General features: G+C 45.8%; 21 protein-coding genes. All 21 read left to right on the top strand.

Annotated elements, in window-relative coordinates:
- The first annotated feature begins 151 nt into the window (after window positions 1-151).
- The 21 genes from E0496_RS09435 to E0496_RS09335 all read left to right on the top strand — a co-directional run bounded on the left by E0496_RS09435 (window position 152) and on the right by E0496_RS09335 (window position 26,429).
- Window positions 152-2,437, top strand: coding sequence for a DEAD/DEAH box helicase (locus E0496_RS09435; protein ID WP_141501321.1), 2,286 nt, complete (start codon window positions 152-154; stop codon window positions 2,435-2,437).
- The gene (locus E0496_RS09430; protein ID WP_141501320.1) at window positions 2,434-3,738 is read left to right on the top strand and encodes a ribonuclease H-like domain-containing protein; all 1,305 of its coding nucleotides are present in this window, start codon (window positions 2,434-2,436) and stop codon (window positions 3,736-3,738) included. Before E0496_RS09435 ends, E0496_RS09430 begins: the two co-directional genes overlap by 4 nt.
- Window positions 3,739-3,876: 138 nt before the next feature.
- Entirely contained in the window at window positions 3,877-4,689 is an 813-nt protein-coding gene (locus tag E0496_RS09425; protein WP_175598032.1) for a TIGR01457 family HAD-type hydrolase, read from the top strand.
- Between the two features lie 36 nt (window positions 4,690-4,725).
- Window positions 4,726-5,538: an Fpg/Nei family DNA glycosylase gene (locus tag E0496_RS09420; protein ID WP_141501319.1), complete on the top strand. Its 813-nt coding sequence runs from the start codon at window positions 4,726-4,728 to the stop codon at window positions 5,536-5,538.
- Window positions 5,539-5,584: 46 nt separating this feature from the next.
- Window positions 5,585-5,920 carry a cyclic-phosphate processing receiver domain-containing protein gene (locus E0496_RS09415; RefSeq protein ID WP_141501318.1) on the top strand — a complete coding sequence of 112 codons (336 nt, stop codon included), beginning with the start codon at window positions 5,585-5,587 and terminating at the stop codon, window positions 5,918-5,920.
- Window positions 5,921-6,503: 583 nt separating this feature from the next.
- Complete coding sequence (locus tag E0496_RS09410) at window positions 6,504-7,520, top strand: 23S rRNA (cytidine(2498)-2'-O)-methyltransferase RlmM (protein WP_241674662.1); 1,017 nt, start codon at window positions 6,504-6,506, stop codon at window positions 7,518-7,520.
- A 139-nt stretch (window positions 7,521-7,659) separates the two neighbouring features.
- Complete coding sequence (locus E0496_RS09405) at window positions 7,660-9,414, top strand: sensor histidine kinase (protein ID WP_161601351.1); 1,755 nt, start codon at window positions 7,660-7,662, stop codon at window positions 9,412-9,414.
- Between the two features lies 1 nt (window position 9,415).
- A complete protein-coding gene (locus E0496_RS09400; RefSeq protein ID WP_338325842.1) occupies window positions 9,416-10,963 on the top strand; it encodes a response regulator in 1,548 nt (515 codons plus the stop codon).
- A 116-nt stretch (window positions 10,964-11,079) separates the two neighbouring features.
- Complete coding sequence (locus E0496_RS09395; RefSeq protein WP_241674660.1) at window positions 11,080-12,417, top strand: ABC transporter substrate-binding protein; 1,338 nt, start codon at window positions 11,080-11,082, stop codon at window positions 12,415-12,417.
- Window positions 12,418-12,516: 99 nt separating this feature from the next.
- Complete coding sequence (locus E0496_RS09390) at window positions 12,517-13,416, top strand: carbohydrate ABC transporter permease (RefSeq protein ID WP_141501314.1); 900 nt, start codon at window positions 12,517-12,519, stop codon at window positions 13,414-13,416.
- Between the two features lie 2 nt (window positions 13,417-13,418).
- A complete protein-coding gene (locus E0496_RS09385; RefSeq protein WP_139999174.1) occupies window positions 13,419-14,255 on the top strand; it encodes a carbohydrate ABC transporter permease in 837 nt (278 codons plus the stop codon).
- 34 nt (window positions 14,256-14,289) lie between these two features.
- Complete coding sequence (locus E0496_RS09380) at window positions 14,290-15,321, top strand: glycoside hydrolase family 88/105 protein (protein WP_141501753.1); 1,032 nt, start codon at window positions 14,290-14,292, stop codon at window positions 15,319-15,321.
- A 193-nt stretch (window positions 15,322-15,514) separates the two neighbouring features.
- Window positions 15,515-17,125 (top strand): serine/threonine protein kinase, encoded by a 1,611-nt coding sequence (locus tag E0496_RS09375; RefSeq protein ID WP_161601350.1) that lies wholly within the window; start codon window positions 15,515-15,517, stop codon window positions 17,123-17,125.
- A gap of 86 nt (window positions 17,126-17,211) precedes the next feature.
- Window positions 17,212-18,762 (top strand): ABC-F family ATP-binding cassette domain-containing protein, encoded by a 1,551-nt coding sequence (locus E0496_RS09370; RefSeq protein WP_141501312.1) that lies wholly within the window; start codon window positions 17,212-17,214, stop codon window positions 18,760-18,762.
- Window positions 18,763-18,936: 174 nt separating this feature from the next.
- Entirely contained in the window at window positions 18,937-19,635 is a 699-nt protein-coding gene (locus tag E0496_RS09365) for a response regulator transcription factor (protein ID WP_138751161.1), read from the top strand.
- Window positions 19,632-20,990 carry a HAMP domain-containing sensor histidine kinase gene (locus E0496_RS09360; protein WP_139999168.1) on the top strand — a complete coding sequence of 453 codons (1,359 nt, stop codon included), beginning with the start codon at window positions 19,632-19,634 and terminating at the stop codon, window positions 20,988-20,990. The genes E0496_RS09365 and E0496_RS09360 overlap by 4 nt, the downstream gene beginning before the upstream one ends.
- A 25-nt stretch (window positions 20,991-21,015) precedes the next feature.
- Window positions 21,016-21,879: a carbon-nitrogen hydrolase family protein gene (locus E0496_RS09355; RefSeq protein ID WP_141501311.1), complete on the top strand. Its 864-nt coding sequence runs from the start codon at window positions 21,016-21,018 to the stop codon at window positions 21,877-21,879.
- 25 nt (window positions 21,880-21,904) lie between these two features.
- Window positions 21,905-22,564, top strand: coding sequence for a GNAT family N-acetyltransferase (locus tag E0496_RS09350; RefSeq protein WP_141501310.1), 660 nt, complete (start codon window positions 21,905-21,907; stop codon window positions 22,562-22,564).
- Window positions 22,565-22,578: 14 nt separating this feature from the next.
- The gene (locus E0496_RS09345; protein ID WP_141501309.1) at window positions 22,579-23,253 is read left to right on the top strand and encodes a GNAT family N-acetyltransferase; all 675 of its coding nucleotides are present in this window, start codon (window positions 22,579-22,581) and stop codon (window positions 23,251-23,253) included.
- On the top strand, window positions 23,250-24,026 hold the full coding sequence (locus E0496_RS09340) for an MBL fold metallo-hydrolase (protein ID WP_141501308.1): 777 nt from the start codon (window positions 23,250-23,252) through the stop codon (window positions 24,024-24,026). The genes E0496_RS09345 and E0496_RS09340 overlap by 4 nt, the downstream gene beginning before the upstream one ends.
- Before the next feature lie 441 nt (window positions 24,027-24,467).
- A complete protein-coding gene (locus tag E0496_RS09335; protein ID WP_141501307.1) occupies window positions 24,468-26,429 on the top strand; it encodes an endonuclease MutS2 in 1,962 nt (653 codons plus the stop codon).
- Window positions 26,430-26,490 lie beyond the last annotated feature (61 nt).

Raw genomic sequence — 26,490 nt, 5'->3', positions numbered from 1 at the left:
AAATAATGAAGCTGAAATTACTATAACGTTTCCCTAATTAGCTGTCAATTCGCAGCATTGCGGGATTTTTAGCAAATTAAAATTGCAGCACGAACATGTATTCTGTAAAATGAAAATAAACAAACAAATGTTTGATGGGAGTGGGACGGTCATGAACCGGTTTACGGGTAAAACCTCCGGCTTGGAGGAGTGGTTGGAGCAGGTGCGGCAAAATACCGAGATTATGGACAATGTGACGCACTGGAGAACCCTTGCTCCACGTGAGGCGCGAACCGCACCGCTGCCTGACGGACTGCACCATGCATGGAAGGAAGCGCTGCGTTCCCGAGGAATCAGCGAATTATATACGCATCAGGCGGAAGCCTACCGGGCGGCGCGGGCGGGACATCATGTCGTAGCGGTAACCCCGACAGCTTCTGGAAAGACGCTTTGCTACAATTTGCCGGTCATGCAATCCTTGTTAGAAAACGAGGAGGGAAGAGCGCTCTATTTGTTCCCGACAAAGGCACTCGCGCAGGATCAAGTGGCGGAACTTCAAGCACTCGCCGATTTAATGGATGTTGGCATCAAAACGCATACGTATGACGGAGATACGCCGCCTACCGTACGAACGGCAATTAGAAATGCTGGCCATATTGTCGTTACGAATCCCGATATGCTGCACTCGGCGATTTTGCCGCATCATACCAAATGGGTCAAGCTGTTTGAAAATATAAAATTTATCGTTATCGATGAGGTACATGCTTATCGAGGCGTATTCGGAAGCCATGTTGCGAATGTGATTCGGCGTTTGAAACGAATTTGTAAATTTTATGGATCCAACCCGCAGTTTATTTGCGCTTCCGCAACGATTGATAATCCGCAGGAGCATGCAGAGCGTCTCATTGGGGAGAAGGTCAGTCTCGTTGACAATAACGGAGCGCCGATGGGGGAGAAGCATTTTGTCTTCTACAATCCGCCTGTTGTCAACAAGCAGCTTGGTATCCGTCGCAGCAGTGTGCTGGAAACACGGAAGCTCGCTGGCTTGCTGCTTAAACAAGGCGTACAGACGATCGTATTCGCTCGCAGCCGGGTTCGTGTCGAGCTGCTGCTTACTTATTTGCAGGAGCTGATCCGTGACAAAATTAATGACAAATCGATTCGGGGCTATCGCGGCGGCTATTTGCCTAAGCTGCGCAGGGAGATTGAGCGCGGCCTGCGGTCAGGGGAAATACGCGGAGTTGTCAGTACGAATGCGCTGGAGCTCGGCATTGATATCGGTCAGCTTCAAGCCTGTGTGCTGAATGGATACCCGGGTACAATTGCGAGCACTTGGCAGCAATCCGGACGAGCTGGAAGAAGACAAGAGAGCTCGATTACTTTTATGGTCGCCAGCAGCAACCCTTTGGATCAATACATGATTCAAAATCCGGACTTTTTCTTTAATCGGCCGCCGGAGCGGGCGTTAATCCATCCTGATAATTTGCTTGTGCTAATTGATCATGTGAAATGTGCGGCTTACGAGCTGCCCTTTGAGGTTGGCGATACATTCGGTTCAGAGTCGCTCGCAGACATGATGGAATTTTTGGTGGAGGAGAAGGTACTTCACAAAGCCGGCAATCGTTGGTTTTGGATGGAGCAATCCTTTCCCGCCCATAATATTTCACTTCGTTCAGCAGCACAGGAGAACTTTGTAATTATAGACAATACTAGCGGCAGTCGAGTGCTTGGAGAGGTCGACCGCTTTAGCGCTCCGACTCTGATTCATGAAGAAGCGATCTATATTCATGAAGGTGTGCAGTATCAGGTTGAGAAGCTGGACTATCCGGAGAAAAAAGCGTATGTTCGAGAGGTTAGCGTAGATTATTATACAGATGCAAATTTGGCAGTAGAGCTTAAGGTGCTGTATGTAGATAAGGAACGTGAGTCTGGTGATCTTATTCGGCAATACGGCGAGCTCACGGTCAATGCGAAGCCAACTATTTTCAAAAAAATAAAGCTGCGCACCCACGAAAATATTGGCTCAGGTCCGATTCATTTGCCTGAAGAAGAGCTGCATACGAGCGGCTACTGGTTCTCCTTCAGTGAGGAAGCAGCCGCGCGCAAAAGCAAGAACGAAATGCAGTTTGCCTTGCTTGGCATTGCGAACGTGCTCGTTCATATTGCACCTCTCTATTTAATGTGCGATCCCTTTGATATAAGAGTAGTGCCTCAGGTCAAAGCCGTTCACACGCAGAAGCCAACCATCTATTTCTATGATCGATACCCAGGCGGCATTGGGCTTAGTGAACGATTGTTTGAGGTCCATGACGATCTTATTCGGCAAGCTAAATCCTTAATTCGGGGCTGTTCCTGCTTAAGCGGCTGTCCAGCCTGCGTGGGCCCAATCGAAGAGGTTGGACTGCTGGGCAAGCAGCAGGCATTGGAGCTGCTGAATGAAGCGGAGGGTATTCGATGAGCGGTATGCGCGATAGAATGAACCGATTAAGAGGGGAAAGTGGAGACAAGGATAAGGCCACTCTGGAACCAATTCCTTCAAGCATGGAAGCAACAGCTTCTGTTTTGGAAGAGCCAGAGGAAGAGCAGCTTTCACCGGTTTGGGAAACCTTTGGTGTCAAGCTACACCGAAACGAAGAGGGTAGCTTTCTTATGAGAAGGATTGTTTATCCTGTTGATTTTCGCCATGGCCTGCATTCTCTTGGGGAACTGAGTGAGGCTGCTGCCGGACTAACAGCTTTTCATCCTATCGATCTGATATCGGCTGAGCAGATTTTGTTCCTTGACCTTGAGACAACGGGACTTGGCGTAGGCGCGGGTAACGTTCCGTTCATGATTGGCATAGGCTATATGTCGAAGGAGCAATTTGTTATTGAACAGACCTTGATCAGACATCCCGCCGAGGAGCGGGCGATGCTGGTGTATATGGCTGAGAAGTTTCAGCATTATGCTTACTTGGCAACCTACAACGGCAAAACGTTTGATTGGCCGCTTGTACAAAACCGATTTATTATGAACGGGCTTAGCCGGAAAATATGGGAACCGATGCAGCTGGATTTTTTGCATCCTGCCAGATCGATTTGGCGCAATACGCTTGTTTCATGCAGACTTAGTCATGTGGAGGAGGAGCGACTCGGCATTCACCGTAAGGATGATGTGCCAGGTTCTTTGGCTCCCCAGCTTTATTTTCAGTATCTGGCTACTGGTGATCCATCACCTCTTGAGGGCGTTTTTCAACATAATGAAACGGATATGCTTTCGTTAGCCTGCTTGGCCGTTCGGTTTGGCCATTTGTTAAGCGGAAATATTGAAGAGTATATCCCACTGCCAGATGAGCCCGAGGAGATGGTTCGTACGGGATTATGGCTGGAACGTATGGATAGAAACAAACTCTCCGAACGACTTTTTCATATGGCGACAGAAGCAGATGATGCGAAGCCATCTACGTTGCTCATGCTCGCAGCGCGTGATAAGAAGGCTGGAAATTGGGATCGTGCTGTGTTATTGTGGCAGAAGGCCATTATTCATTCTTCTTCGAATTACAATTCGGCTGCCAATGAGGCTAGTATTGAGCTTGCCATGTATTACGAGCATAAGGTCAAAGATTTCGAATCGGCGTTAGGGCACGCGAATCAGGCATTTGAACAGGCGATGACTCATTCGATGTTGACAAAGCGAGACAGTAAGAAACGGGCAGAGCTTGAAGCACTGCGGAACCGAATTACCCGGCTGCGCCGCAAGCAGGAGAAACACATCCAATAAACGTGCAGTCTCAAAATAGGGAAGAAGCGTTATTCTATTCGTTGATGGGCTATGTGTTGAGTTCGCTATTTAATTGAAACTAGATACCGAGCCTCAACTTGACAGTTATTGCCGATAACGCTCGGGAGGATCAAAGCAATGACAGAAAACAAACAACCCATGCGCGGATTGCTCATTGATCTCGATGGAACGCTTTATCACGGTACACATCGTATTCAAGGCGCAGATGCGCTGATTGCTTATTTGCGTGAAATCAAGCTGCCATTTCGTTTTGTAACGAACAACTCATCAGCAACACCGAAAGAGGTAGCGAACCGCTTGTTGCAAATGGGAATTGACGCGGCAGCAGATGATGTTTGTACCTCAGCGCAAGCAGCTGCTGAACATATTTCCACCCTTCATCCAGGTGCGGCTGTGTTTGTAGTAGGGGAGGAAGGACTCCGGAAGGCTGTGCAGGATGCAGGTTTGGTTATTACGGAAGACCAGCCGGATTTTGTACTACAAGGGATTGACCGTTCATTCACCTATGAACGTTTAACCAAAGCCGTCCGTTACATCCACAGCGGAGCAACCTTTGTTATGACGAATCCTGATTTGCTGCTTCCATCCAGCGACGGACTTATTCCGGGAGCAGGTTCCATTGGTGCCATGCTGAAGGCAGCAGGGGGGAAGGAGCCGATATTGATTGGCAAACCTTCTTCAATATTAATGGATTATTCTTTAAGAGAAATTGGTTTAAAGGCAGACGAAGTGTGGGTTATTGGCGACAATATGGCTACAGATATTGCATTCGGTGAAAACGCAGGATGTGGTACCATTCTTGTTCTGACTGGTCTAACGACTGCTGATAATATGGATTTTTATATCGAGCAAGCGGGATGCAAGCCTACAACAGTTATTGAAAACTTAGAAAAGCTTCGTTCGTATATATCTGACAACAGAGAGATATAAGCTACAACGGAGAACATAGGAAGGAAGAGAAACTACATGCAGGAACTGCCGGAACTGGATATCTATCGGGCTTTGATTGCGGACCAATTCGCAGGAGCTCAAATTACCGGTATCGAGATATCAAGCGCGAAATCGTTTCAAGCGAGTGAAGATCAAATTCAGCGGGATGTCATTGGGAAAGTATTATGGTTCGTGGAACGCCGGGGATTGCATCTGTTGTTTCATTTGGATAATGGCAAGCGTCTATTGCTCCGCTTGGGGCAAGGGGCTTATTTGTATAAGGGCAATGAAACTGATAAACCAGATCGAGCTGCTCAAGTCACGTTAAAGTTTGGCGAGAATGAGCTATATTTTGTTGGCCTGCGATCGGATGAACTTCAACTGCTTACAGTAAGAGAAGTCGAAGAAAAACTTGGGCGTTTCGGATACGATGCTTTGGACAAACGGCTGACTATTGATCGTTTCATCTCGCGCTTTGCCAAAAAACGCGGGGCGATAAAATCAGCTTTAATGGATCAAAATGTTCTTTCCGGTATCGGAGCGGCCTACTCGGATGAAGTTTGCTATGCAGCCGGCTTACGCCCTGACGCTAAAATCCCTGTATTTGAGCGTGAAACCTGGGAACGCCTATATGAAGCGATGCATAAAGTGTTAAAGGAAGCGATTTCAGCAGGCGGAGCGGGAGAGCATGTATTTTCCGTAGGTGATAGCTTGACGGGGGGGCACCGTGGTCATTTTCAAGTTTATGACCGTGAAGGTGAGGTTTGCCCGCGCTGCGGCGGCATAATTGCGAAAATTGATGTCTCCGGACGAAAAGCATTCGTATGTTCAGACTGCCAAAAGGAGTAGTGAGAAAGCATGCTTCGAATCTGAAGGCTGAACGGAGGATTCATTTATGATTCATGTTTATTTGGATGACTACCGCACCTGTCCAAAGGGCTTCGTGCTGGCAAGCAACGCAGAAGAATGCAAGCAACTGCTCGATCACAGTGAAATTGAAATATTGTCCTTGGATTACGACCTAGGCTGGGCACAACCTACGGGCTACGAAGTTGTTCGTCATATCGTAGAAACGGGTCGTTACCCTAAACATATTTATTTACACACTTCAAGCGCCGCTGGACGAATGCAAATGTACCACACGCTTTCGCTCAGCGCTCCAGCAGAGACCAAGTTACATAACGGTCCGATGCCAGACGCACTGTTACATGAAATTGCCGAAAAGGTGTAGGAGACACCCGCACCCTTATAGGGCTTCTACCAAACCTTCAAAGGATCACTACCAAACCTTTAAAGGCTTACTACCAAACCTTCAAAGGATTACAACCAAACCTTTAAAGGCTTTTCGAACCCACCCAAACCCTCCCAAACCCTCCCTTCCAAGGGAGGGCCCCAAGGGTTGCACCCTCTGGACACCCGCAACTGGACTAACTTAGTAGCTAGACAGATGCGAGAAAGAAATGTGTGTGCAAGGAACGCTTTCGTCCTTGTGGGACACGCTTGCATTATGGAGATTTTATTAGCTTCATAGACAGATGCGTGAAATTTCAATGTGTGCAAGGAACGCTTCCGTCCCTGTGGGACACGCTTGCATTGGAAAGATTTTATTAGCTACATTTCGTGGGCCTAATGATTACTTGAAAGGGCTAACTGACCAAGCTGTTAGGGAAAAACAGTTTTTGCAGTTTTAGTTTCACGAAATGTATCTAATTCGAATGAATGGTTGTGCAATCGGATCTAGGGGCAGCAAGCAAATACCTTATTGGCAATAAGGTAACTTTATGGTATTTCACAAACGAAAGAGGTTTATACTAGTGAGTCAATGGATCGGAACAGCTAATCAAACTTATGCACCTTATGCAATGGAAGAGCTTCGGAGATTGATTGAAGGTGTAGCATTTACGCAATTGGCGGCTGGGGAAGTGTTCTTAATGTCATGTCCTCTTGAACGGGAAGAGACACTTCAAGCAATTCGCCAGCAAGAACCGATCTTTCTGAGGCATTTGCAGCCGGTGGACCGGACAATTGAAATTACCGGTAATGCCAACGATTTAGAGCAATTGTCCGATATGGTACGTAATGCCGTAATGACTTTTGAAAATAAACGGGTGGCTGTTCATATTAGAAGAACGCCAAAGTCTGGATTTGTCTATTCTGCAGCTGATACGAAAGCGGTACTAGATGCTGTATTAGAGGAACTCGATGCTGAACCGGTCGTCCAGCAGCCGGATGTGATCATTGCGATCTATGCAGCGGTTGACCAGATTTACGTCGGCTTTGGAGCACCTTCGGAGATGCTCTCGGATTGGCCAGGCGGTGCGGTGCGTTTTCAGCGTGAGGAAGGACAAGTCTCTCGCGCCAAATTCAAGCTGCTCGAGGCAGAGCGGGAATTTGGTCTTAATTATGCGGAGTACCGGAATGCGATTGATATCGGAGCGGCACCTGGTGGCTGGACATCGCTTTTGCTGGAGCGCGGTCTTCGCGTTACCGCTATCGACCCTGCCGAGCTTCATCCATCTCTGATGGCGTATCCTACCTTGACCTATTTAAAGCGGAATGCTTCTGAAGTGAAATTTGAAGCGGGAACCTTTGATTTGCTCGTATGCGATATGAGCTGGAGTCCAATGATGATGTGCAAGCTTGTACTTGATTTGGAACCGGCTTTAACGCAGGGTGGAACAGCTATTATTACAGTGAAGCTCATGCATCGCAAGCCGCTGCAAACGATTCGAGACGTAATTTCGAGACTATCTACGGAATTTAGACTTCAAAAGGCTAAGCAATTGTTCCACAACCGGGAAGAAATTACGCTTTACCTCATCAAAAAATAATATGAGGCACCCTCTCCGCAGGGCAGGGTGCCTTTTTTTTGAATCCACACCAGCTTGTATTCGCTTGTTTCCTTGCGCAGCTGGTTTTGTTATATTGGATAAGCAACTGATTAGGGCAACGTCCGAGGAGGCAACGTCTATGCTTAATCTGAAAGCGCTTTATCTGAATTTGCGGATCAAGCATAAAATGTTCGTGTTAATCTCAGTCGTTATGCTGTTTGTGGCGGTACTCGCCATTATTATTCAACAGTATGCATTTGATTTTTACGATGAAGAGATTTATAAGCAATCATCCAAAGCGCTTAGCTTATCTTCCATTAGCATCGAGAATGAGCTCAAAAGAATGGAAAAGCTTACTTTCATGCTGACAACAGACACAACGATTCAAAAATATTTGCGGTCGATCAAGAGCGGCTTGTCCAAGTATGACAATTATGTTGTCCAGTTGACGGTAAGAGAAAGAATGGTAAACATTGGAGCGCTGGATAAATACGTACTTTCAGCCCAACTTTATGATTATTTTGATAATGAGTACGCGGTTGGCGCCAACTCTATAACTTTTTATCAGGATCGCTTGAACTCGTATAAGCAGCTAACAGCTGTCAACAAAGGTGGCAATACGTGGATTGCACCTTACAATAACGATAAATCATTAATTGCGGCGCGCGAGGTTCGGTCATTTGAGCAATTGAATTTGGATTATATCGGAACGTTGGCGCTTCGAATTGATATGAATAAGCTTTTTCGGGACTTAGCCAAAGGAATGAACAGCAACGACGCCCAGCTTATTATTATGAAAAATAATGAGCCAGTATATCCCGAAGCGTCAGCGTTCCCAATTGACAGTTTGTCGCAGCTCACCGGCAGCGAAGGATATAAAGTGATCAGCTACGAAGGCAAACAGTACTTTGTAACCTATATCGCTTCCACTTACACAGATTGGACTTATTATACGTTAATTCCGTTTGATGACATTTTTGACCGCGTTGCCAAGGTCAAAAATACTATTTTGATGATTTTGGCGATCTTGTTTGTTGTCATTCTGCTCATCGCCGTCGCTTTTGCGAGAGGAATTACGGAGCCGATCGAGCGGCTGAACGCGAAAATGAAAAGGGTCCAGCTGGGCCATTTTGAGTATATGGAGGAACCGAACGAGCGAGCGCTTGCTATGGATGAAGCGGGGCAAATGCATCGTAATTTCCGCATCATGGTTGAACGAATTAATGAGCTTATTCACGAGAACTATGTGAAGCAGCTTACGATTCGTGACACGGAATTCAAAGCGCTGCAGGCGCAAATTAATCCGCATTTTTTGTACAACACTTTGGAGTCGATCAACTGGTCAGCAAAGCTAAGCAAGCAAACGCATATTTCACAAATGGTTGAAGCGTTAGGCTCGTTGCTTAGAACTTCAATCAACTTGAAAGAACCGCTTATTCCTATGAGCAAAGAGCTCGAAATTATTAATCATTATGTTACAATCCAAAAATACCGGTTTGAGGAGCGTCTTGATTTCCAAGTTGATGTAGCAGAGAAGCTGCTTTATTGCAGCATTCCGAAGCTGTCGCTTCAGCCGCTCGTAGAGAATGCCATTAATTATGGCCTTGAGCAAATGATCGACACGTGCAGCATAAAAATCCATGCGTATACCGAAGATGAGCTGCTTTATGTCTCTGTTGAAGATAATGGACCGGGTATGGACAAAGCATTCGTTGCACAGCTGCTAAGCGGTCAAGTGAAAACAAAGGGCTCCGGCTTGGGCTTGAAAAATATCGAGGAGCGAATCAAGCTTCTATATGGAGAGTCTTACGGATTGACAGTTGAAAGCGAGCCAAACGAAGGCACAAAGGTAATTATGATACTTCCATTCGAAATGAGGGATTCTATTGTATAAGGTGCTTCTGGTTGACGACGAGCGAATTATTGTTGAGGGCATATCGCTTACTGTAGATTGGAATGCTTCTAACACGGAGCTTGCGGGTACGGCGCGTAATGGACTCGAGGCATTGGCATTTATTGAAAGCCATATGCCCGATATTGTCATTTCCGATATCAAAATGCCAGGCATGAACGGATTGCAGCTTGTTGAGAAGGTGCATGAGAAATATCCGCATATCGCATTTATATTATTATCAGGCTTTAGTGAATTTGATTTTGCGCGAACAGCCATGCAATTTGGCGTAAAACATTATCTCCTGAAGCCATGCAACGAAAATTTAATCACGGAAGCTTTATCTGAAGTGATTGCAGAACTTGAACAGCAGCAATCACAGAAGAGCTTTATGCTAAATATCCAGAAGGAACTGTCTAAAGTGCTGCCGCATGCCAAGGAGCAGTTCTTAAAGGAGCTTGTAACCAATAAAACGTATGGCAAGCGTGACTGGGACGATTATGGTGAATTGTTTCACATTACGATGGAAAATGATCGGGTACAGCTGCTGTTGTTTCAGATCGAAGGGAAGTTTGAATTTGAGCATATGTTCGCCATTAAAAATATTGCTCAGGATGTACTAGGCAAATCCATAGTCCTTCTCAGTACAACGATCGGTAAGCATGTGCTGCTGCTCATCAAAGAAATGGAAGATGCGTCTTCATTATTCGTATTGCTTAATGAGATTAAGAAAACCTTCTCTACCTACTACAAGCTCGATGCAACTGTTGCGGTTAGCGATCCAAGGCAAATTGTCCATGCGCGCAAAATGTACCGAGAAACGCTGGAATGCTTGAACTACCAGTTTTACTTAGGTGAAGGCAGCATCATTACCCAGAAGGATGTTGAAAGAGAAGATGATGAATCCATAAAGGCATTCTTTTATGATGAAGAGCCTCTCTGCATGCATGTTAAATCAGGGGACTGGACTTACGTGCAGGCTGAGCTTCAGCATTATTTCAGCCTGCTTGCGGAAAGTAGGATGGATACGCATCTGTCTAAATCTTATGTCATTCCGCTCTATATCTCCATTGTCCGCCAAGGCAAACCGGAAGAGATTAACGAGTATCTGAAAAAAATAGCGAGCTTTGATCAGTTTTGCACCCTGCGGACGCTTGAACAGTTCGTTACGGAAAATGCGGAACAAATTTGTCTGCACAATTTCCATTTTCAAATTAAGAAGCATTCCGGCATTATTCATAAGATGATCCAAGTCATAGAAGAGCAATTGTCTAATCCGGCGCTTTCATTGAACTGGGTAGCAAGCGAGATCTTGTATATGAATGCTGATTATTTAGGAAAGCTATTTAAAAAGGAAACCGGTGAGAAATTTTCAAATTATGTTGTTCGCTTGAGAATGGAGAAGGCTGTAGAGGAAATCGAAAAAACAGGGGACGTTAAGGTTTTCGAGCTCGCTGAGAAATTCGGATTCGGAGACAATCCCCAATATTTCAGTCAGGTTTTCAAAAAACATACGGGGTTTACCCCATCGGATTTCAAAAGGTCGCCTTAATGGCGACCTCTGTTTTTTTAACAAAGAAAGCGGTTTTTTTAATTCCGACATTTCGACATTACACCTATAATAAAGCTTGTAAACAACATTAAAGAGTCTGGAAGGGGCGTAACACAATGAAAGCACCAAAGAAAATGCTTTTAATGCTCACAGCAGTTGCACTAGTTCTCGTAAGCGCTTGCGGCGGAAACTCAAACAATGGCAAGACAACGAATGCTACCAACACACCGAAAACGACCAATGAAGTGAAAGAAGAGCCAGCGGAAGCAAAGCCGGTTACTCTACGTATCGCTTGGTGGGGTGGACAGCCTCGTCACGACTACACGATGAAAGTTATTGAAATGTACAAAGCTAAAAACCCGAATGTAACGATTGAAATGGAATATGCAAACTATGACGATTATTGGAAAAAGCTTGCTCCACAAGCAGCTGCAAATGAACTTCCAGATATCATTCAAATCGATACGCAAAATTACTCTCAATACGCTGGTAGGAAACAACTGGCTGATTTGACACCATACCTAGGCAATCAAATCGATGTCACTGACATTAGCCAAAATGCCATTGACGGTGGTAAATTAGGCGATGGACTTTACGGTATGAACCTCGGGGTAAATGCACTTGGATTTAACTATGACCCAGCTCTTCTGAAAAAAGCAGGCATCGATTCCATTCCTGAAAACTTCACATGGGATGATTACGTAGCAATGGCTGAGAAAGCTAAAGCAGCTGGCATTTATTTCGATAACGGCATGCGTCCAGAAGTATTCTTTGGCTACTACCTGCGTACTTTAGGCAAAACATTATTTAATGCAGAAGGCAACGGTCTTGGTTATGAGGATGATCAACTATTTACCGATTTCTTCGGAATGCTAGCTAAGCTCGTCATTGACGGAGCAGTACCATCACCAGACGTGCTAGCTCAAATTAAAGGCGCTGAAGACAGCCATCTTGTACTTAACCAAGGTATCGGCGTATGGCAGTGGTCGAATCAATACGTAGGTTTGCAGCAAGTTGCTAACCGTCCGCTTGCAATTGCTCCAATGGCTGGTCCGAACATGGAAAAAGGCTTGTTCCTGAAACCAAGTATGTTCTTCTCCATTTCTGAGCACTCGAAAGCAAAAGAAGAAGCGGCTAAATTTATCAACTTCTTCGTAAACGATATCGAAGCAAACAAATTGATCCTTGGCGACCGTGGTGTACCGGTTTCTTCAAAAGTAAAAGATGCGCTGAAAGAAGTTTCTACTGAAGCACAAATTCAAGTTTATGACTATGTTGCTTGGGCTGAAGCAAACAGCTCCCCAATGGACCCAGCAGATCCTATCGGTTCGGCTGAAGTATTCAAATCCTTGACTAGCCTTGCTGAGCAAATGAACTACAACAAAATCAAGCCAGAAGATGCAGCTAAGAAATTCAGAGACGAAGCAACCTCCATTCTTAAGAAAAACAAGTAATTTTGTTTGAGTAGATGCGATGGTTGGTCGGTAGATCGGCCATCGCTTTTTTACTAAAAAGAGATCAGCAAGCTAGACTTCGTATAGGAGTTGGATAAGATGAAATCGCTATCACTTAAAAACAACTTAATTGGCTACACGTTTATTGGACCGTTTGTCATTGGATTTTTATTTTTCACCTTGATTCCAGCAGTAGCATCGTTGTATTTTTCGGTCACGAATTATGACCTTTTGTCGACACCATCCTTTATCGGATTAGAGAATTACTCGACGATGTTTACGGATGACTCGAAATTTTGGGCATCACTTAAAGTAACCTTCTTGTACGTGTTTATCGGCGTTCCGCTTCGTTTGGCATTTGCCTTATTTATCGCCATGATCTTAAATACAGCTTCGAAAGCAATCGGGTTATATCGGACCGTTTATTATCTTCCTTCCATTATTGGCGGCAGCGTCGCAGTATCAATCATGTGGCGGAACCTTTACGGTGACGAAGGAGTCATAAACATTTTTCTGAATGCACTCGGTTTAGATAGCGTGAGATGGTTTGCTGAACCTGCAGCTGCGCTCTGGATGCTCATTACGTTGTCAGTATGGCAATTTGGATCTTCTATGCTGATTTTCCTGGCTGGTCTAAAAAATATTCCGCCGGAATTGTATGAAGCATCGAATGTTGACGGAGCAGGACCCATTATTCGTTTCTTCAAAATTACGATCCCTATGCTCAGCCCAATTATTTTGTTCAACACGATTATGCAGACGATTGGCGCATTCATGACCTTTGTTCCCGCTTATATTATTTCCAAAGGGGAAGGCGGTCCATTGGATGGCACGCTGCTTTACTCGCTGTATTTGTTCCGTCAGGCGTTCGTCTACTTTGATATGGGCTACGCTTCAGCAATGGCGTGGATCATGCTGATCATCATTGCCATTTTGACAGGGATTTTGTTTTACACCTCCAAAAAATGGGTACATTACGAATCGAAAGGTGGCCATTAATCATGATCTTGAAAAAATTGAAGTGGCCTATCTACCATATCTTCGTTGCCGCGCTTGCTCTTGTTATGGTTTATCCCGTGTTGTGGCTGCTCATGAGCTCGTTTAAGCAAAGTAATCTGATTTTTGCAACCGCGGATTCGCTCATTCCTCAGCCATGGATTTGGGATAACTACCGGATTGGCTGGATCGGCATCGCTGGGCAATCGTTCGGTAATTTCATCATGAACTCCCTTGAGATCGTTATCATCTCAACCATTGGCGCCGTGCTTTCATCGGCATTTATCGCCTTTGGCTTTGCACGGCTTAACTTCACAGGTAAAACGTTCTGGTTCGGCATTATGATGGTTACGCTAATGCTGCCGCATGATGTTGTGCTTGTGCCGCAATATATTTTGTTTGCTAAGCTGCACTGGCTTAATTCCATCAAACCAATCGTTATTCCACAATATTTTGGCATTCCGTTTTTCATCTTCTTGCTCATTCAGTTTATCCGAACGATTCCAAATGAGCTCGATGAAGCTGCCACGATTGACGGCTGTGGAAAGTTCCGTTTGTTTTTCCGAATCATTTTGCCATTGGTTGTACCGGCATTGGCCACAGCATCTATATTCTCTTTCTACTGGCGCTGGGAAGACTTGCTCGGACCGGTCCTTTACTTGAACCGTCCAAGCTTGTATCCGGTATCCATGGGACTGAAAATGTTCTTGGATAGTGATACAGTATCCAATTGGGGCGCCATGTTCGCAATGTCCATTGTGAGCTTGATTCCGGTCTTGGCTATATTTTTTGCCTTCCAGAAGTACATCGTTGAAGGGATTAGTACAAGTGGTTTGAAATAGGAATTGAGCAGAAGAATAGGAGAGGAAGATGGAAATGCCTCAGCTTCAATTTGACGATACTCACATTCGAGAGGTTATTGACCGTGTTGTTGACCGAACATTTAGGATGGATTTTAGTTGGGATTGGCCAGGGGGAGTCGCTTTTTATGGTGTTGCGGAAGCCTATGAAGCCACTGGCAATGAGCGCTACATTAAGCTGCTGCAGGAGTGGGTAGATGAGAAGCTGGAAGACGGTCTTCCCAAGCTATCTGTGAATGGGGTTTCCATTGGTCATGCTTTAATCTCGCTTTATAAAGCTACTGATCAAGAAAAATATTTAAACGTTGCCACCCAGATGGCAGAATACTTAAAACATGATGCGGTTCGTTTTGCAGATGGCGTTTTCCAGCATACCGTCAATTCGGAGAGCTATAATTTTCCAGAGCAGGCATGGGTAGATACGATGATGATGGCAGGTTATTTCCTTGTCAGAATGGGGCATTTGCTAGGTCGCGAGGATTATTTGGAAGATGGTCTGAAGCAATATCATGGCCATGAGCATTTTCTGCAGGATCAGGTTACGAATTTGTATTATCACGGATGGGATAATATCGCGCAAAACCATATGTCTTCGATCTTCTGGGCTCGCGGCAACTCCTGGGCAGCTCTTACGATGGCTAAAGCGCTGCCGCACATTGCGGTGCAGCATCCTTCGTTTATGATTATTGAAGGCTCGATGCGCGATCAGCTTAGTACGCTCGTCCGTCTGCAAGCAGATAACGGCTTATGGCATACGGTTCTCAATGATGATCGCTCATACCATGAAACTTCAGGATCGGCAGGTATTGCTACTGGATTGTTCACATTCGGTTCCTTATATAACAAATACATCCAACGGTCCATAGACGGTATTTTAAGTCAGATTACGGAAGATGGTTCTGTACTTAACGTATCAGCAGGAACGGCAGTGATGAACGATCAGCAAGGGTACAAGGACGTTGCGCATAAACGGGTTCAAGGCTGGGGCCAAGGCCTCGCGCTTGCTTTCCTATCTGAAGTGCTTAATTCTCAGAAACGCGTATTCTAAAAAGATAAAATCTATATTCTTATTTCAAAATATGTTAAAGTAGGACTAACAAGAAGAAATATAAAGCTGCATTATTAGGCAATACAAATAAAGACTTATTTTTTATAATAACCAATCAGAAAAGCATTCTGATACCTTTGTTTCGTCACAAATGGTATTGGAGTGCTTTTTTGTGTTTAATGGAGGATCAAAGATGGCTGAATCGACAAAAGAGCAGGCTTCTGTCATGAGTGGAACGATGATAGGAGGCCGTTACCGAATCATACGGGAAATTGGCAGAGGCGGGATGGGGAGCATCTATTTGGCAGAGGATATGAAGCTAGCTAACAAGCTGAGAGCTATCAAAGTCCTAGAGCCGAACCTGCACAAAAACATTATGCTCGCAGATGAAGCGCAGCTGATGATGAAAATCAACCACCCTCATCTGCCATTAATTGTGGATTATTTTGGTAGAAGCGAATTGGGATTTGAAGCGGTTGTAATGGAATATATTGAAGGTTATACATTAACAGAGTTTTTTCGAAATCAAAAGAATCACTTTTCCTTTGCAGAACTTATCCAGCTTGCACTGCAGCTATGCTCCGCGCTCATCCATCTGCATAGCTATCAACCACCGATTATTCATCGTGATTTAAAACCATCGAATGTCATGATCGATAAGCAAGGGGATGCCAAGCTTATTGATTTCGGCATATCGCGACAGTACAAGGAGGGACAGCTGCATGATACCTTGCAGCTTGGCACGCGTGGCTTTGCAGCACCGGAGCAAATAGAGGGTGGCCAAAGTGATGAACGTACAGATGTTTATGGACTGGGAGCTCTGCTTTTTTATTTGGCTAGCGGAGGTGACAGCTACCGACCTTCGATTGGAAGCAGGGGAGAAATGGAGCCATTTAGGCAGCTGCAGGCTGATGTTAAGGAAGCTTTTAAAATGGTTCTGCTGCGCATGCTGCAATCGGATCCACTTTTAAGGTATGCCTCGATGAAGGAGGTCGAGCAAGCTCTTCAACCGTTTACGATGTTTAAACACTCTGCTGCTCAACAAGAGATTAGAGGACCAAAGCAAAGCGCTACCGTAATCAAGCCGTTACGTGTTTGTGTTTTATCTTTATCTTCAGGCGCAGGAGCCACCTTTCTGACGCATGCGCTTGCTGAACTGCTTGGTAGGAAGGGAGTGCTTGTGACGGCTGTAGAGTATGAGCTTGTAAAGCCGGAATGGCATGTTTGGTTTTCCGGACAACATAATAAACAGCTGCATCAAGCTGCTGGAGATTCGCGTTTCATCCAATTTAGTGATAGGGAACAAATGGTTAATTGGTATTATCTGCATCCAGAGCAGCGTAGTCAGAGCGGCTTCGTGGAGGACAGACGTTTTGAACAAGTTTTAAGACATGCGGGCGGAATAATTCAATTGATCGATCTGTCCTCAAGATGGTCAGAAGCCAAATCACTTCAGCTACTGAATGAATCAGCACTTGTACTTGTGGTTGCAGACCCGGCTGCATCTAAATGGCAAGCCAATGACCTTAGACAGCTGCACTCGATCAAACGGAAGCTGCAGTCCTCAGGAGGACAGCTGAAATTTGTAGCGAATAAAGATTTATCCTTTCGTGGGAGAAGCGAATGGTTGTCTTTGTTTCCGGAAGAGCCATTTGTGATTTTGCCGAGACTTGATGAAGAGAAGCTTCTATCTATACAATACGGTGGACGAAGGGCAACCGATGATTCTCGAATGCGCAAGCAGCTGAATCAAGCATTTCTGCCTATTTTCAAGCACATTTACAATGAAATAAACACAGAATGACCGTATTTGTGGTACAATAAAACGGGTTAATCGGGAATCATCCCAAGCATTAGTTAAGGTGCATACATGAATGGAGATAAAGACAAATGAGTTTGTTAACTGTAGAGCAATTATCACATACGTTTGGCGACCGAGTACTGTTTCGCAACGTATCCTTTCGTTTACTGGCAGGAGAGCATGTCGGGCTAGTCGGAGCGAATGGTACCGGAAAATCAACATTAATGAATATTTTGACAGGAAAGCTGCTTAAAGATGAAGGCAAGGTGGAGTGGACGCCGCGTGTTCGTTACGGTTATTTGGATCAGCATACGAAGCTTGAAGCGGGCAAGACAATCCGAGATGTGTTGAAAGATGCATTTCTACCGATGCTGCAGTTGGAAGAGGAGCTTAACCAAATCGCTGCCCAAATGGCGGATGTCGATGCGGATACGCTGGAAGAGCTGCTCGTCCGAATGGGAGAAATTCAAGAAGAGCTTGAGATCGGTGATTTCTATCTGATTGATGTGAAAGTCGATGAGATGGCTAACGGCCTAGGCCTTAATGCGATTGGGCTCGATCGTGACGTAACCGCGCTTAGCGGGGGGCAACGGACTAAGGTGTTGCTTGCAAAGCTGCTGCTGGAGAAACCTGGCGTGCTGCTGCTCGATGAGCCAACCAACTATTTGGATGAAGAGCATATTAACTGGCTGACGAATTATTTGAAAAATTACCCGCATGCTTTTGTCCTGATCTCTCATGAAACGGCCTTTATGAATCAGGTTGTCAATGTGATTTATCATCTTGAATTTACGAAAATGACGCGGTATTCGGCCAATTACGATAAGTTTTTGGAAATGGCTGACTTAAACAAAGCGCAGCACATCGATGCTTACGAGAAACAGAAGGATTTTATTAAGAAGCAAGAAGAATTTATTAATAAAAACAAAGCGCGTGCGTCCACTTCGGGCCGTGCGAAGAGCCGAGAGAAGCAGCTCGACCGTATTGACCGAATCGACAAACCGGAGGAGGCAGCAAAGCCGACCTTCACTTTTAAAGAATCCAGAACGAGCGGAAAAACGGTATTTGAAGCTGAAGATATGGTGATCGGATATAATAGGCCGCTGCTGCCCAAGATGAATATGTCCATTGAGCGCGGAGACAAAATCGCCATTGTCGGCTGCAATGGTGTAGGTAAGTCAACTCTGCTCAAAACCATACTGGGGGTCATTCCTCCGCTGGATGGAAAAACGTATCTCGGTGATTATTTGAACTCCGCTTATTTCGAGCAGGAGGCTAAAGCGCCTACGATGACACCGCTTGAGGATGTTTGGGACGAATTTTCCTTTATGAACCAGCATGAGGTTCGTGCAGCGCTTGCGCGCTGCGGACTGAAAAATGAGCATATTACTCGAGCTCTTAATCAGTTAAGCGGGGGCGAGCAAGCTAAGGTTCGGCTGTGTAAGCTCTTGATGCGCGAGAGCAACTGGATTTTGTTCGATGAGCCGACGAACCATCTTGATATCGTAGCCAAAGCTGAATTGAAGCGTGCACTTAAAGCATACAAAGGCACTGTCGTTCTCGTGTCCCATGAACCTGATTTCTATGAGGATTGGGTAACCAAAACTTGGGATGTTGAGGCATGGTCGATGCAAAGCTAATTTGATCCTTGATTTGAACCCAATAGCTGCCGGTCTACTCTTTTTGTAGATCGGCTTGCTTGCATTTGTGAAACGTCTTCATTATGATAAATTTAAGCGATCTTGCTTTTTTAGTATCAGCGATGAACGTGTACAAGTGATTTATTTACAACTGGAAGCAGGTGAACCTCTAAGATGAAGGAACGAATTCTTGTCGTAGAAGACGAAGCGGGGATCTCCCGCATCTTACAGCTGGAACTGGAGCATGAGGGGTATACAGTAGGCACAGCCGCTGATGGCCGGACTGGTTATGAAATGGCTTCAACAGGCGAATGGGAGCTTGTATTGCTCGATGTCATGCTGCCCGAAATGAGTGGAATAGAAGTGCTGCGTTTGCTGCGCCAAGCAGGGAATCCGGTACCGATTATATTATTAACTGCGCGTGATACGGTCCCCGATAAGGTGAGCGGTTTTGAGCATGGAGCAAATGACTACATTACGAAGCCTTTCGCCATGGAGGAGCTTCTTGCGCGCGTCCGCAACATTCTGCGTATCTTCCAGCAGTATCCAAAGGAAGCGGAAGGCTCAGATATGATAAAGGTCGGCGACCTTACCATTGAGCTGCGGACCCGTAAAGTTTATCGAAAGGATATTCTGATCGAGCTGACGCCGCGCGAATTTGAACTGCTCGTGTACCTTGTTGAGAACAAAAATGACGAGAAATCGCGCGAAGATATTTTGTCTGAGGTGTGGGGCTATGATTTTATTGGGGAAACGAACCTCGTAGACGTTTATATTCGTTATTTGCGCCAGAAGTTGGACAAGGGCTATCGTCATAAGCTAATTCACACGGTTCGCGGTGTAGGTTACATGGTCAAGGAGCCGGACGCATGACGCTGCGCAAAAGGTTTACGCTTTTTACGATCTTTTGGTTGATCTTTATTTTGATTTTGTTTAATATTTTTGTTTATTTTTATGTAATCAAGATTACAACAGAAAGCGAAGAAGAGGTTATTGCCAATAAGGTGAACCTCATGCTGGAGAATCCCCGAATTCAGAGCGGCCGAGGATTAAACTATCCGGAGCTGCTCAACGAATATTATAATGTTAACGAAATGATTCGCATCATTGCACCTAATAATAGAGTCGTTAACATAACAGGCTCGGATGAGCTTCTTCAGCAGCTGCCAGCGACTTTTGAGTCTCACCACCATACGGGGATGATCACCAAGGGCGGGGAGCGCATTTTGTTTATGCGCGTCCCTTTATATGATGGAAATCGGGTCATAGCTATGCTTGAGATTAATCGTATATTGGATGAGCTAGATAATTATTTGCAGGTGCTGGTCGCTGCACTTAGCGTTACGAGCGGTGGCGCGATCTTGTTCGCCATTTTCGGTACCTATTGGTTCACCTCCAGACTAACAGCTCCCATTCAGCAAATGGTCAATACGATGCGCGAAATTGACCGGAGCGGCAAGCTTAGGCAAATTGAGCTTAGCAGCAAGGAGGAATCCGCAGAGCTGCTGCAGCTCGTCCGTGCGTTTAATCAAATGATTGAGCGGCTCGATCGGACCTTTGCGAAGCAAAAGCAATTTGTTGCGGATGCTTCCCATGAGCTGAAGACACCGTTAACTGTAATCAGCAGCTATGCTGGTATGCTTAAACGTTGGGGACGCGATGATGAGAGCCTGCGCAATGAAGCCATCGAGGCAATTGACAAGGAAGCCAACCGGCTGCAAAATTTAACGAAGTCCATGCTAATGCTCGCTGAAGCGGAGCAAGAGGATTGGCTGCGACAAGAGTTGTTTGACGTCGTACAGGTTGTGGATGAGCTCGCTACCATGCTGCAGACGACCTTTGGCCGTCCGATCCGCGTGAAAGCTATGTCCAAAGTTGTTCGTATGGTTGGCGATAAAGACAAGATCAGACAGCTGCTTGTCATCTTGCTTGATAATGCCATCAAATACTCGAAGGAGCCGATTGATGTCACCATTTCGCTGGTCAGACATATCGTGAAGATCGAGGTCATGGATAAAGGAATGGGAATACCGGAGAATGAGATTCCGCATTTATTCGAGCGATTTTATCGTGTAGACGGTGCTAGAAGCCGTGCAACGGGCGGTGTAGGACTTGGATTATCTATTGCCAAACGCATCGTCGATCTGCATGAGGGGAAGGTCGATGTGTTCAGCTTGCCTGATCTCGGCACGACCATAACTTTGCAGTTTAAGCAGCGGAAACAATAACAAGGCTTAATGGGGGAAAAGAGAAATGAAGTTTCGGACAGCAGCCGTTCAATATATGCTTGCTGATATTAGTAGTTTTGAGCAATTTGCAGAGCAAGTTACTCATTATGTGCGAAATGCCTCGGAGTATGGGGTTCAGTTTATTTTGTTCCCTGAGTTTCTAACGACTCAGCTAATGTCGATTGGTGACGAGCAGGGTAATGCTCTCCCTATCCACAAGCTTCCTGATTTTACGGATCAGTACTTAAAGTTGTTCAGTAGTCTTGCGGCTGAATATGACGTCTATATTATCGGTGGAACGCATGTTATTCAAACCGTAGACGGAAGCTTACGAAACGCGGCACATCTCTTTCATCCCGAAGGAAAAATTGATGTGCAGCATAAAATACATATTACGCCGCCTGAGGTAGAAGGATGGAATATGTCCGCAGGTGAAGGCCTTGAGGTATTTGAGACCGCATATGGCACGATTGCGATGCTCACCTGTTATGATATTGAATTTCCTGAAATCGTAAGAATGGCAAGGGCAAAGGGAGCGGACGTCATTTTCTGTCCTTCCTGTACCGATGATCGTCATGGCTTCTACCGAGTTAGATATTGCTGCCATGCGAGAGCGGTTGAGAATCAGGTTTATATCGTGACAACCGGTACAGTCGGTTCACTTCGCAAAGTTGATCTGATGCGTGCTAACTTCGGTCAGGCTGCTATTATAGCGCCTAATGACATACCTTTTCCTCCAGCAGGCATCTTGAGTGAGGGGATTATCAATGACGATATGCTCGTCGTAGCTGATCTTGATTTGGCACTATTGGAGGAAGTGCGGGAGAAAGGGTCCGTAACGACCTGGCGCGACCGCCGCACGGATCTGTATCCAGATTGGAAATCATAGAATCTTGGTGGAGAGGCGGAAAGCCATGCGCAAAGAGCTTTATTTGATTATTGACGGAAAACCAATCAGAACCATCATCCGCAATTATGGCCAGGATGATTTTGAAGCCATGATTGAAGTGCAGAGCGTGAGCTTTCCACCGCCTTATCCCTCGGAGCTTTGGTGGAACAAGGAGCAGTTGTCGGAGCATGTCTCCCGCTTTGCTGCTGGCGCTATATGCGCAGAGGTTGATGGCCGATTGATTGGCTCCATGACAGGCTTGCAAGTGAATATGAATGATTACGGCCATGCCCATGACTGGGATACCATCGCGGGCAGCGGTTATATTCGCAATCATAACTCAAGCGGAGACACCTTGTATGTGGTGGATATATGTGTGATACCTGAATATCGGAAATCAGGCATCGGCAAATGGCTTATGCAAACGATGTACGAAACCGTTGTGAATCTGGGATTGACCAGGCTGCTCGGCGGGGGGCGTATGCCGGGTTATGGGGCTTATGCGGAAGCAATGTCGCCTGAAGCGTATTTGGAGAAGGTTATTTCGGGTGATCTGAAAGACCCGGTCATCACCTTCTTGCTCAGATGCGGCCGGATGCCAATCGGAGTTGCACATCATTATTTGGATGATGAGGAATCGAGTAACTGCGCTGCTATGATGGAATGGCGCAATCCATTTAAATAAAGGAGAACTGTTATATGCTTATTTATCATCGTATTTGCTCCATTGAAGATCAATATTTTGGCGCTTTACATAAATTATTGCAAACGATTTTCCCGCCTGAAGAGGTATTGGCTTATGAGTTGTGGAAGGAACCGCTTGAAGATCCCACGATTCACGTGTATGTTGCGATACATGAAGGAGAAGTAGTCGGATCAACAGAATACCGTTATTACCCCTTACTGCGTGTAGCGATGACCGATTTCACGATTATCGGCAAGGCATCGCTCGGTATTGGCCGTTTCTTGATGCGTAATCGAGAACGCGATTTGGAGAAGCTTGCGCAGCAATCGGGAACAACGCCAATCGGCATGTTCGCTGAAGTATATGACCCTTATCGCGCTGTAGAGCATGCGTTTGGTGGAGTATCCCCTATGAATCCTTATGTCCGCCGAGAAGTATTGTCTCATATCGGCTATAAACGGATTGGCGTTAGCTATGTTCATCCGTCATGGGATCATGAGGGCCAAGCGGTTGCGGAGCTTGATTTGTGCTTCCTGCCTAAGGACGAAGAGTTGTCCGCAATCGATGCTTCGCTAGTAGCTGAGTTTTTGGAGGGCTATTATTCCGCATTGCCGAACAAGCCAGCCGAATGGCTGCGCATGATGGAACAAATTCGCACTTCAGGTTCACTTGAGCTGTATCCGCTATGACCCGGCTTATTTTTAGGGGAACGGGAGATTCCATGGGTGTGCCCCGCATTTATTGTGACTGCGGTGCATGCTCGGAAGCACGGGAAACGGGCTTGAACCGGCGGTTGCGATCTTCGCTGCACATGTGGGACGAGGAAGCAGGTAACGTTTGGATTGATTGCGGGCCGGATTTTGGTGAACAATTGGAAGCAGCTAATTTAAGAGAAATTGATACTCTTCTGATTACGCATGCGCATTTTGACCATATTGGCGGCTTGGTTGAGTGGGCGGATGCTTGTCGCTGGCAGCAGAAGAAGGGCCTTGCCTACGCCCCTTCTGAAGTCATTCAGGAAATTCTGGAGCGGTTTCCATGGCTAAGCAATCATATTCACTTTAAAGCCTTTGATGAACCGGTTTGCATCGGGAAGTGGAAGGCGGCCAGCTGGCGCGTTAATCATGGCAAGAATGGGTATGCCTATGCCTTTCGGTTCGAGCACCTTGATACCGGCTTCAAATGGGTATATTGCTCCGACTCTATTGGGTTGACGGAAGAGCAGCAAAAGCCGCTAGCCAATCTGGATCTTCTCATACTCGGAACCAGCTTCTATCATGAGCCGTTCGCGTATGAAACAAGATCAGTATATGATGTGGTGGAAGCCATTGACTTGATCAGCAAGTGGAAGCCTAAGCATACGGTTCTCACCCATATGTCTCATGACATTGATGCTTGCAAGGATTACGGGCTGCCAGAACAGCTCCGGCTTGCTGTTACCGGAATGGTCATAGATATTTAAGAGATGATGTACGGTAAAGACAAACTTGACAATAGCTTGTCTTTTTTTGTACATTAAGGGTGTAACCTTATTTTAGATTATGATTACGCTTAAAGGGGAAATTTTAATGTTTGCTGGTGTCTTTAACTCATAAATTGGATATGGTCAGATGACTGATGGTCTTGCGATTATCGCAAGGTGCGAATTGCACCCTGCAGCAAGGCTCTATTTCGTGATCTGGCGCCAAGAGTTAAGGACATGAGGATTTCCGCCTGTAGCGATTCGACAGCGGCCCAATCACCGTGCTCTCGCAGCACGGTTTTTTTATGTCCGTTTTCAGTTTAACGAATTCGTTAAGGCTGGAAGCGGTATTGGAGCTTGAGTCGAGCAAGACAGGAATGGAACGCGCCCGCGTTCTATTCCTGTCTTTTTTTATGCCCAAAATTAGAGGAGGCTACCAAGATGAATAAGGCAACATGGGTAAGACTAGAGTATGACAAGGTTAAAGATAAACTAGTAAGCTATACCGTATCACCAGCTGGCAGATTATTAGCGGAACGCCATGAACCAAGCACGAACTTTCGCCAAGTAGCGGCGTGGCAGCAAGAAACAGAGGAAGCGGATGGTTTGCTTGGAAGCGGTGCAAGCATACCGCTATCGGCAATGGAGGGGATCGATCCTTTTCTAATGCTGCTCGGCAAAGGCAGAATTTATAACGAACAAGAGCTGGAGCTTTTGTCCGTCTGGTTGACCTCCGTCGTGCAAATGAAAAAATACATGAACAGTAAACGCGAAATAGCGCCTACAATCGCAGCTTATGCGGAATCCATGTATGATTGCCCGGAGCTGCGGGAGGAAATAAACCGCTCTATCCGGTACGGTCTTATTACCGATCAGGCTAGCGCTGACCTTGCCTTTATTCGCAGGCATATTTATGCATCAGAGGATAAAATTCAGAAAAAAATGGAGCTAGCGCTAAGCAAATACCGTTCCGCTCTGCAGGAGCCTGTGATCAGCAAGCGACATGGACGATTTGTTATTGCTGTGAAGCGGGAGCTTCGCAAACAAGTGCTAGGTACCGTATGGGATGAGTCGGCAAGTGGTCAGACCTTGTTCGTGGAGCCGATGGATGTAGCTGATTTACAGGTGGAGCTTCAGCAATGGAAGACGGAGGAGGAAAGGGAGAGAACGGTCGTTTTGGCAAGGCTTTCAGAGCTTGCAGAATCGTTCTCGCATGAGCTGTTTCAGAATGTTGAAGCGATGGCTTCCTTTGATTTTATTACGGCAAGAGCTAAGCTTTCCCGATCCTTCGAGGGTAAGAAAATCAAGCTATCCACACAGCCAGTCATTCGGCTTGTTGCCGCACGTCACCCATTGCTCGGAAAAAATGCCGTACCGCTTTATGCTGAGCTCGGATTTGGCTGGAGGCAGTTAATTATCACGGGGCCCAATACTGGCGGCAAAACCATTACATTAAAAACGATCGGATTATTCGTGCTGATGGTGCAATCAGGGTTGTTGGTTCCGGCCGAAGAGGGCAGCGAGATCGGGATTTTCCAGCAGGTGATTGCAGATGTAGGAGATGGACAGAGCCTTGAACAATCGCTAAGCACATTCTCCTCACACATCACTGTTTTGAAGGAAATGCTTCAACTAGCCAGTCCGCATTCGCTCTTATTGCTCGATGAGCTAGCTGCCGGAACTGATCCGGCAGAAGGAATCGCGCTCTCTATTGCATTATTGGAGCAGCTCTTAAAGCGTGGTGCTTTGGCTGTGGCTACGACGCATTTCAATGAAATCAAAGCATTCGCTGCTCGCACGGTAGGTTGCCAAAACGGGAAGATGGCCTTTGATATCGATACATTAAAGCCGCTTTACCGGTTAGAAATTGGCGAAGCTGGCAATAGTCATGCTTTTGCCATCGCAAGGCGATATGGTCTTCCTGAGGAAGTGATGCTTCGAGCGGAAAAATTACTTGAGAGAAAAGAAGGCATACGAACGAATGAGCATGGAACACATGAAGAAGTACGAACGTTTCGAGAAGTTGCGATGAAGGGGGAGCGAGTTGAAACAGCTTTAGAAACCAAAGCAGGTAGCGTAGAGTCTGATCCGAAGCAGGTGAAGGCGAGCCCGAAAGCTTTCCTTAAAGGTGATGCGGTTTGGATCTACCCGCTCAATCGGATGGGGGTTGTGTACCGCCCCGCAGACGAGCGTGGCCATGTGATTGTTCAAGTACAGGGTCAAAAGTTTACGTTTAATCACAAAAGAATGAAGCTCTACATTCCAAAAGCAGAGCTATATCCGGACGATCAATATGATCTCGATATTGTTTTTGAAACCAAAGAAAATAGAAAGGTACGGAAGCTGTTGAACCGAAAGCATGTAGAAGGACTTACGATCGAGACACCGGAGGAGAAGTTATAGCAACAAATTGCATTTGACCGTGAAGCCTCTCGTTCTTGACAGAACGAGAGGCTATTATAAT

It is taken from the genome of Paenibacillus luteus, assembly GCF_006542765.1.
GTDB lineage: Bacteria > Bacillota > Bacilli > Paenibacillales > Paenibacillaceae > Pristimantibacillus > Pristimantibacillus luteus.
Note: the sequence above shows the minus strand (reverse complement) of the source record. Positions and strands in the feature narration are given on the sequence as shown.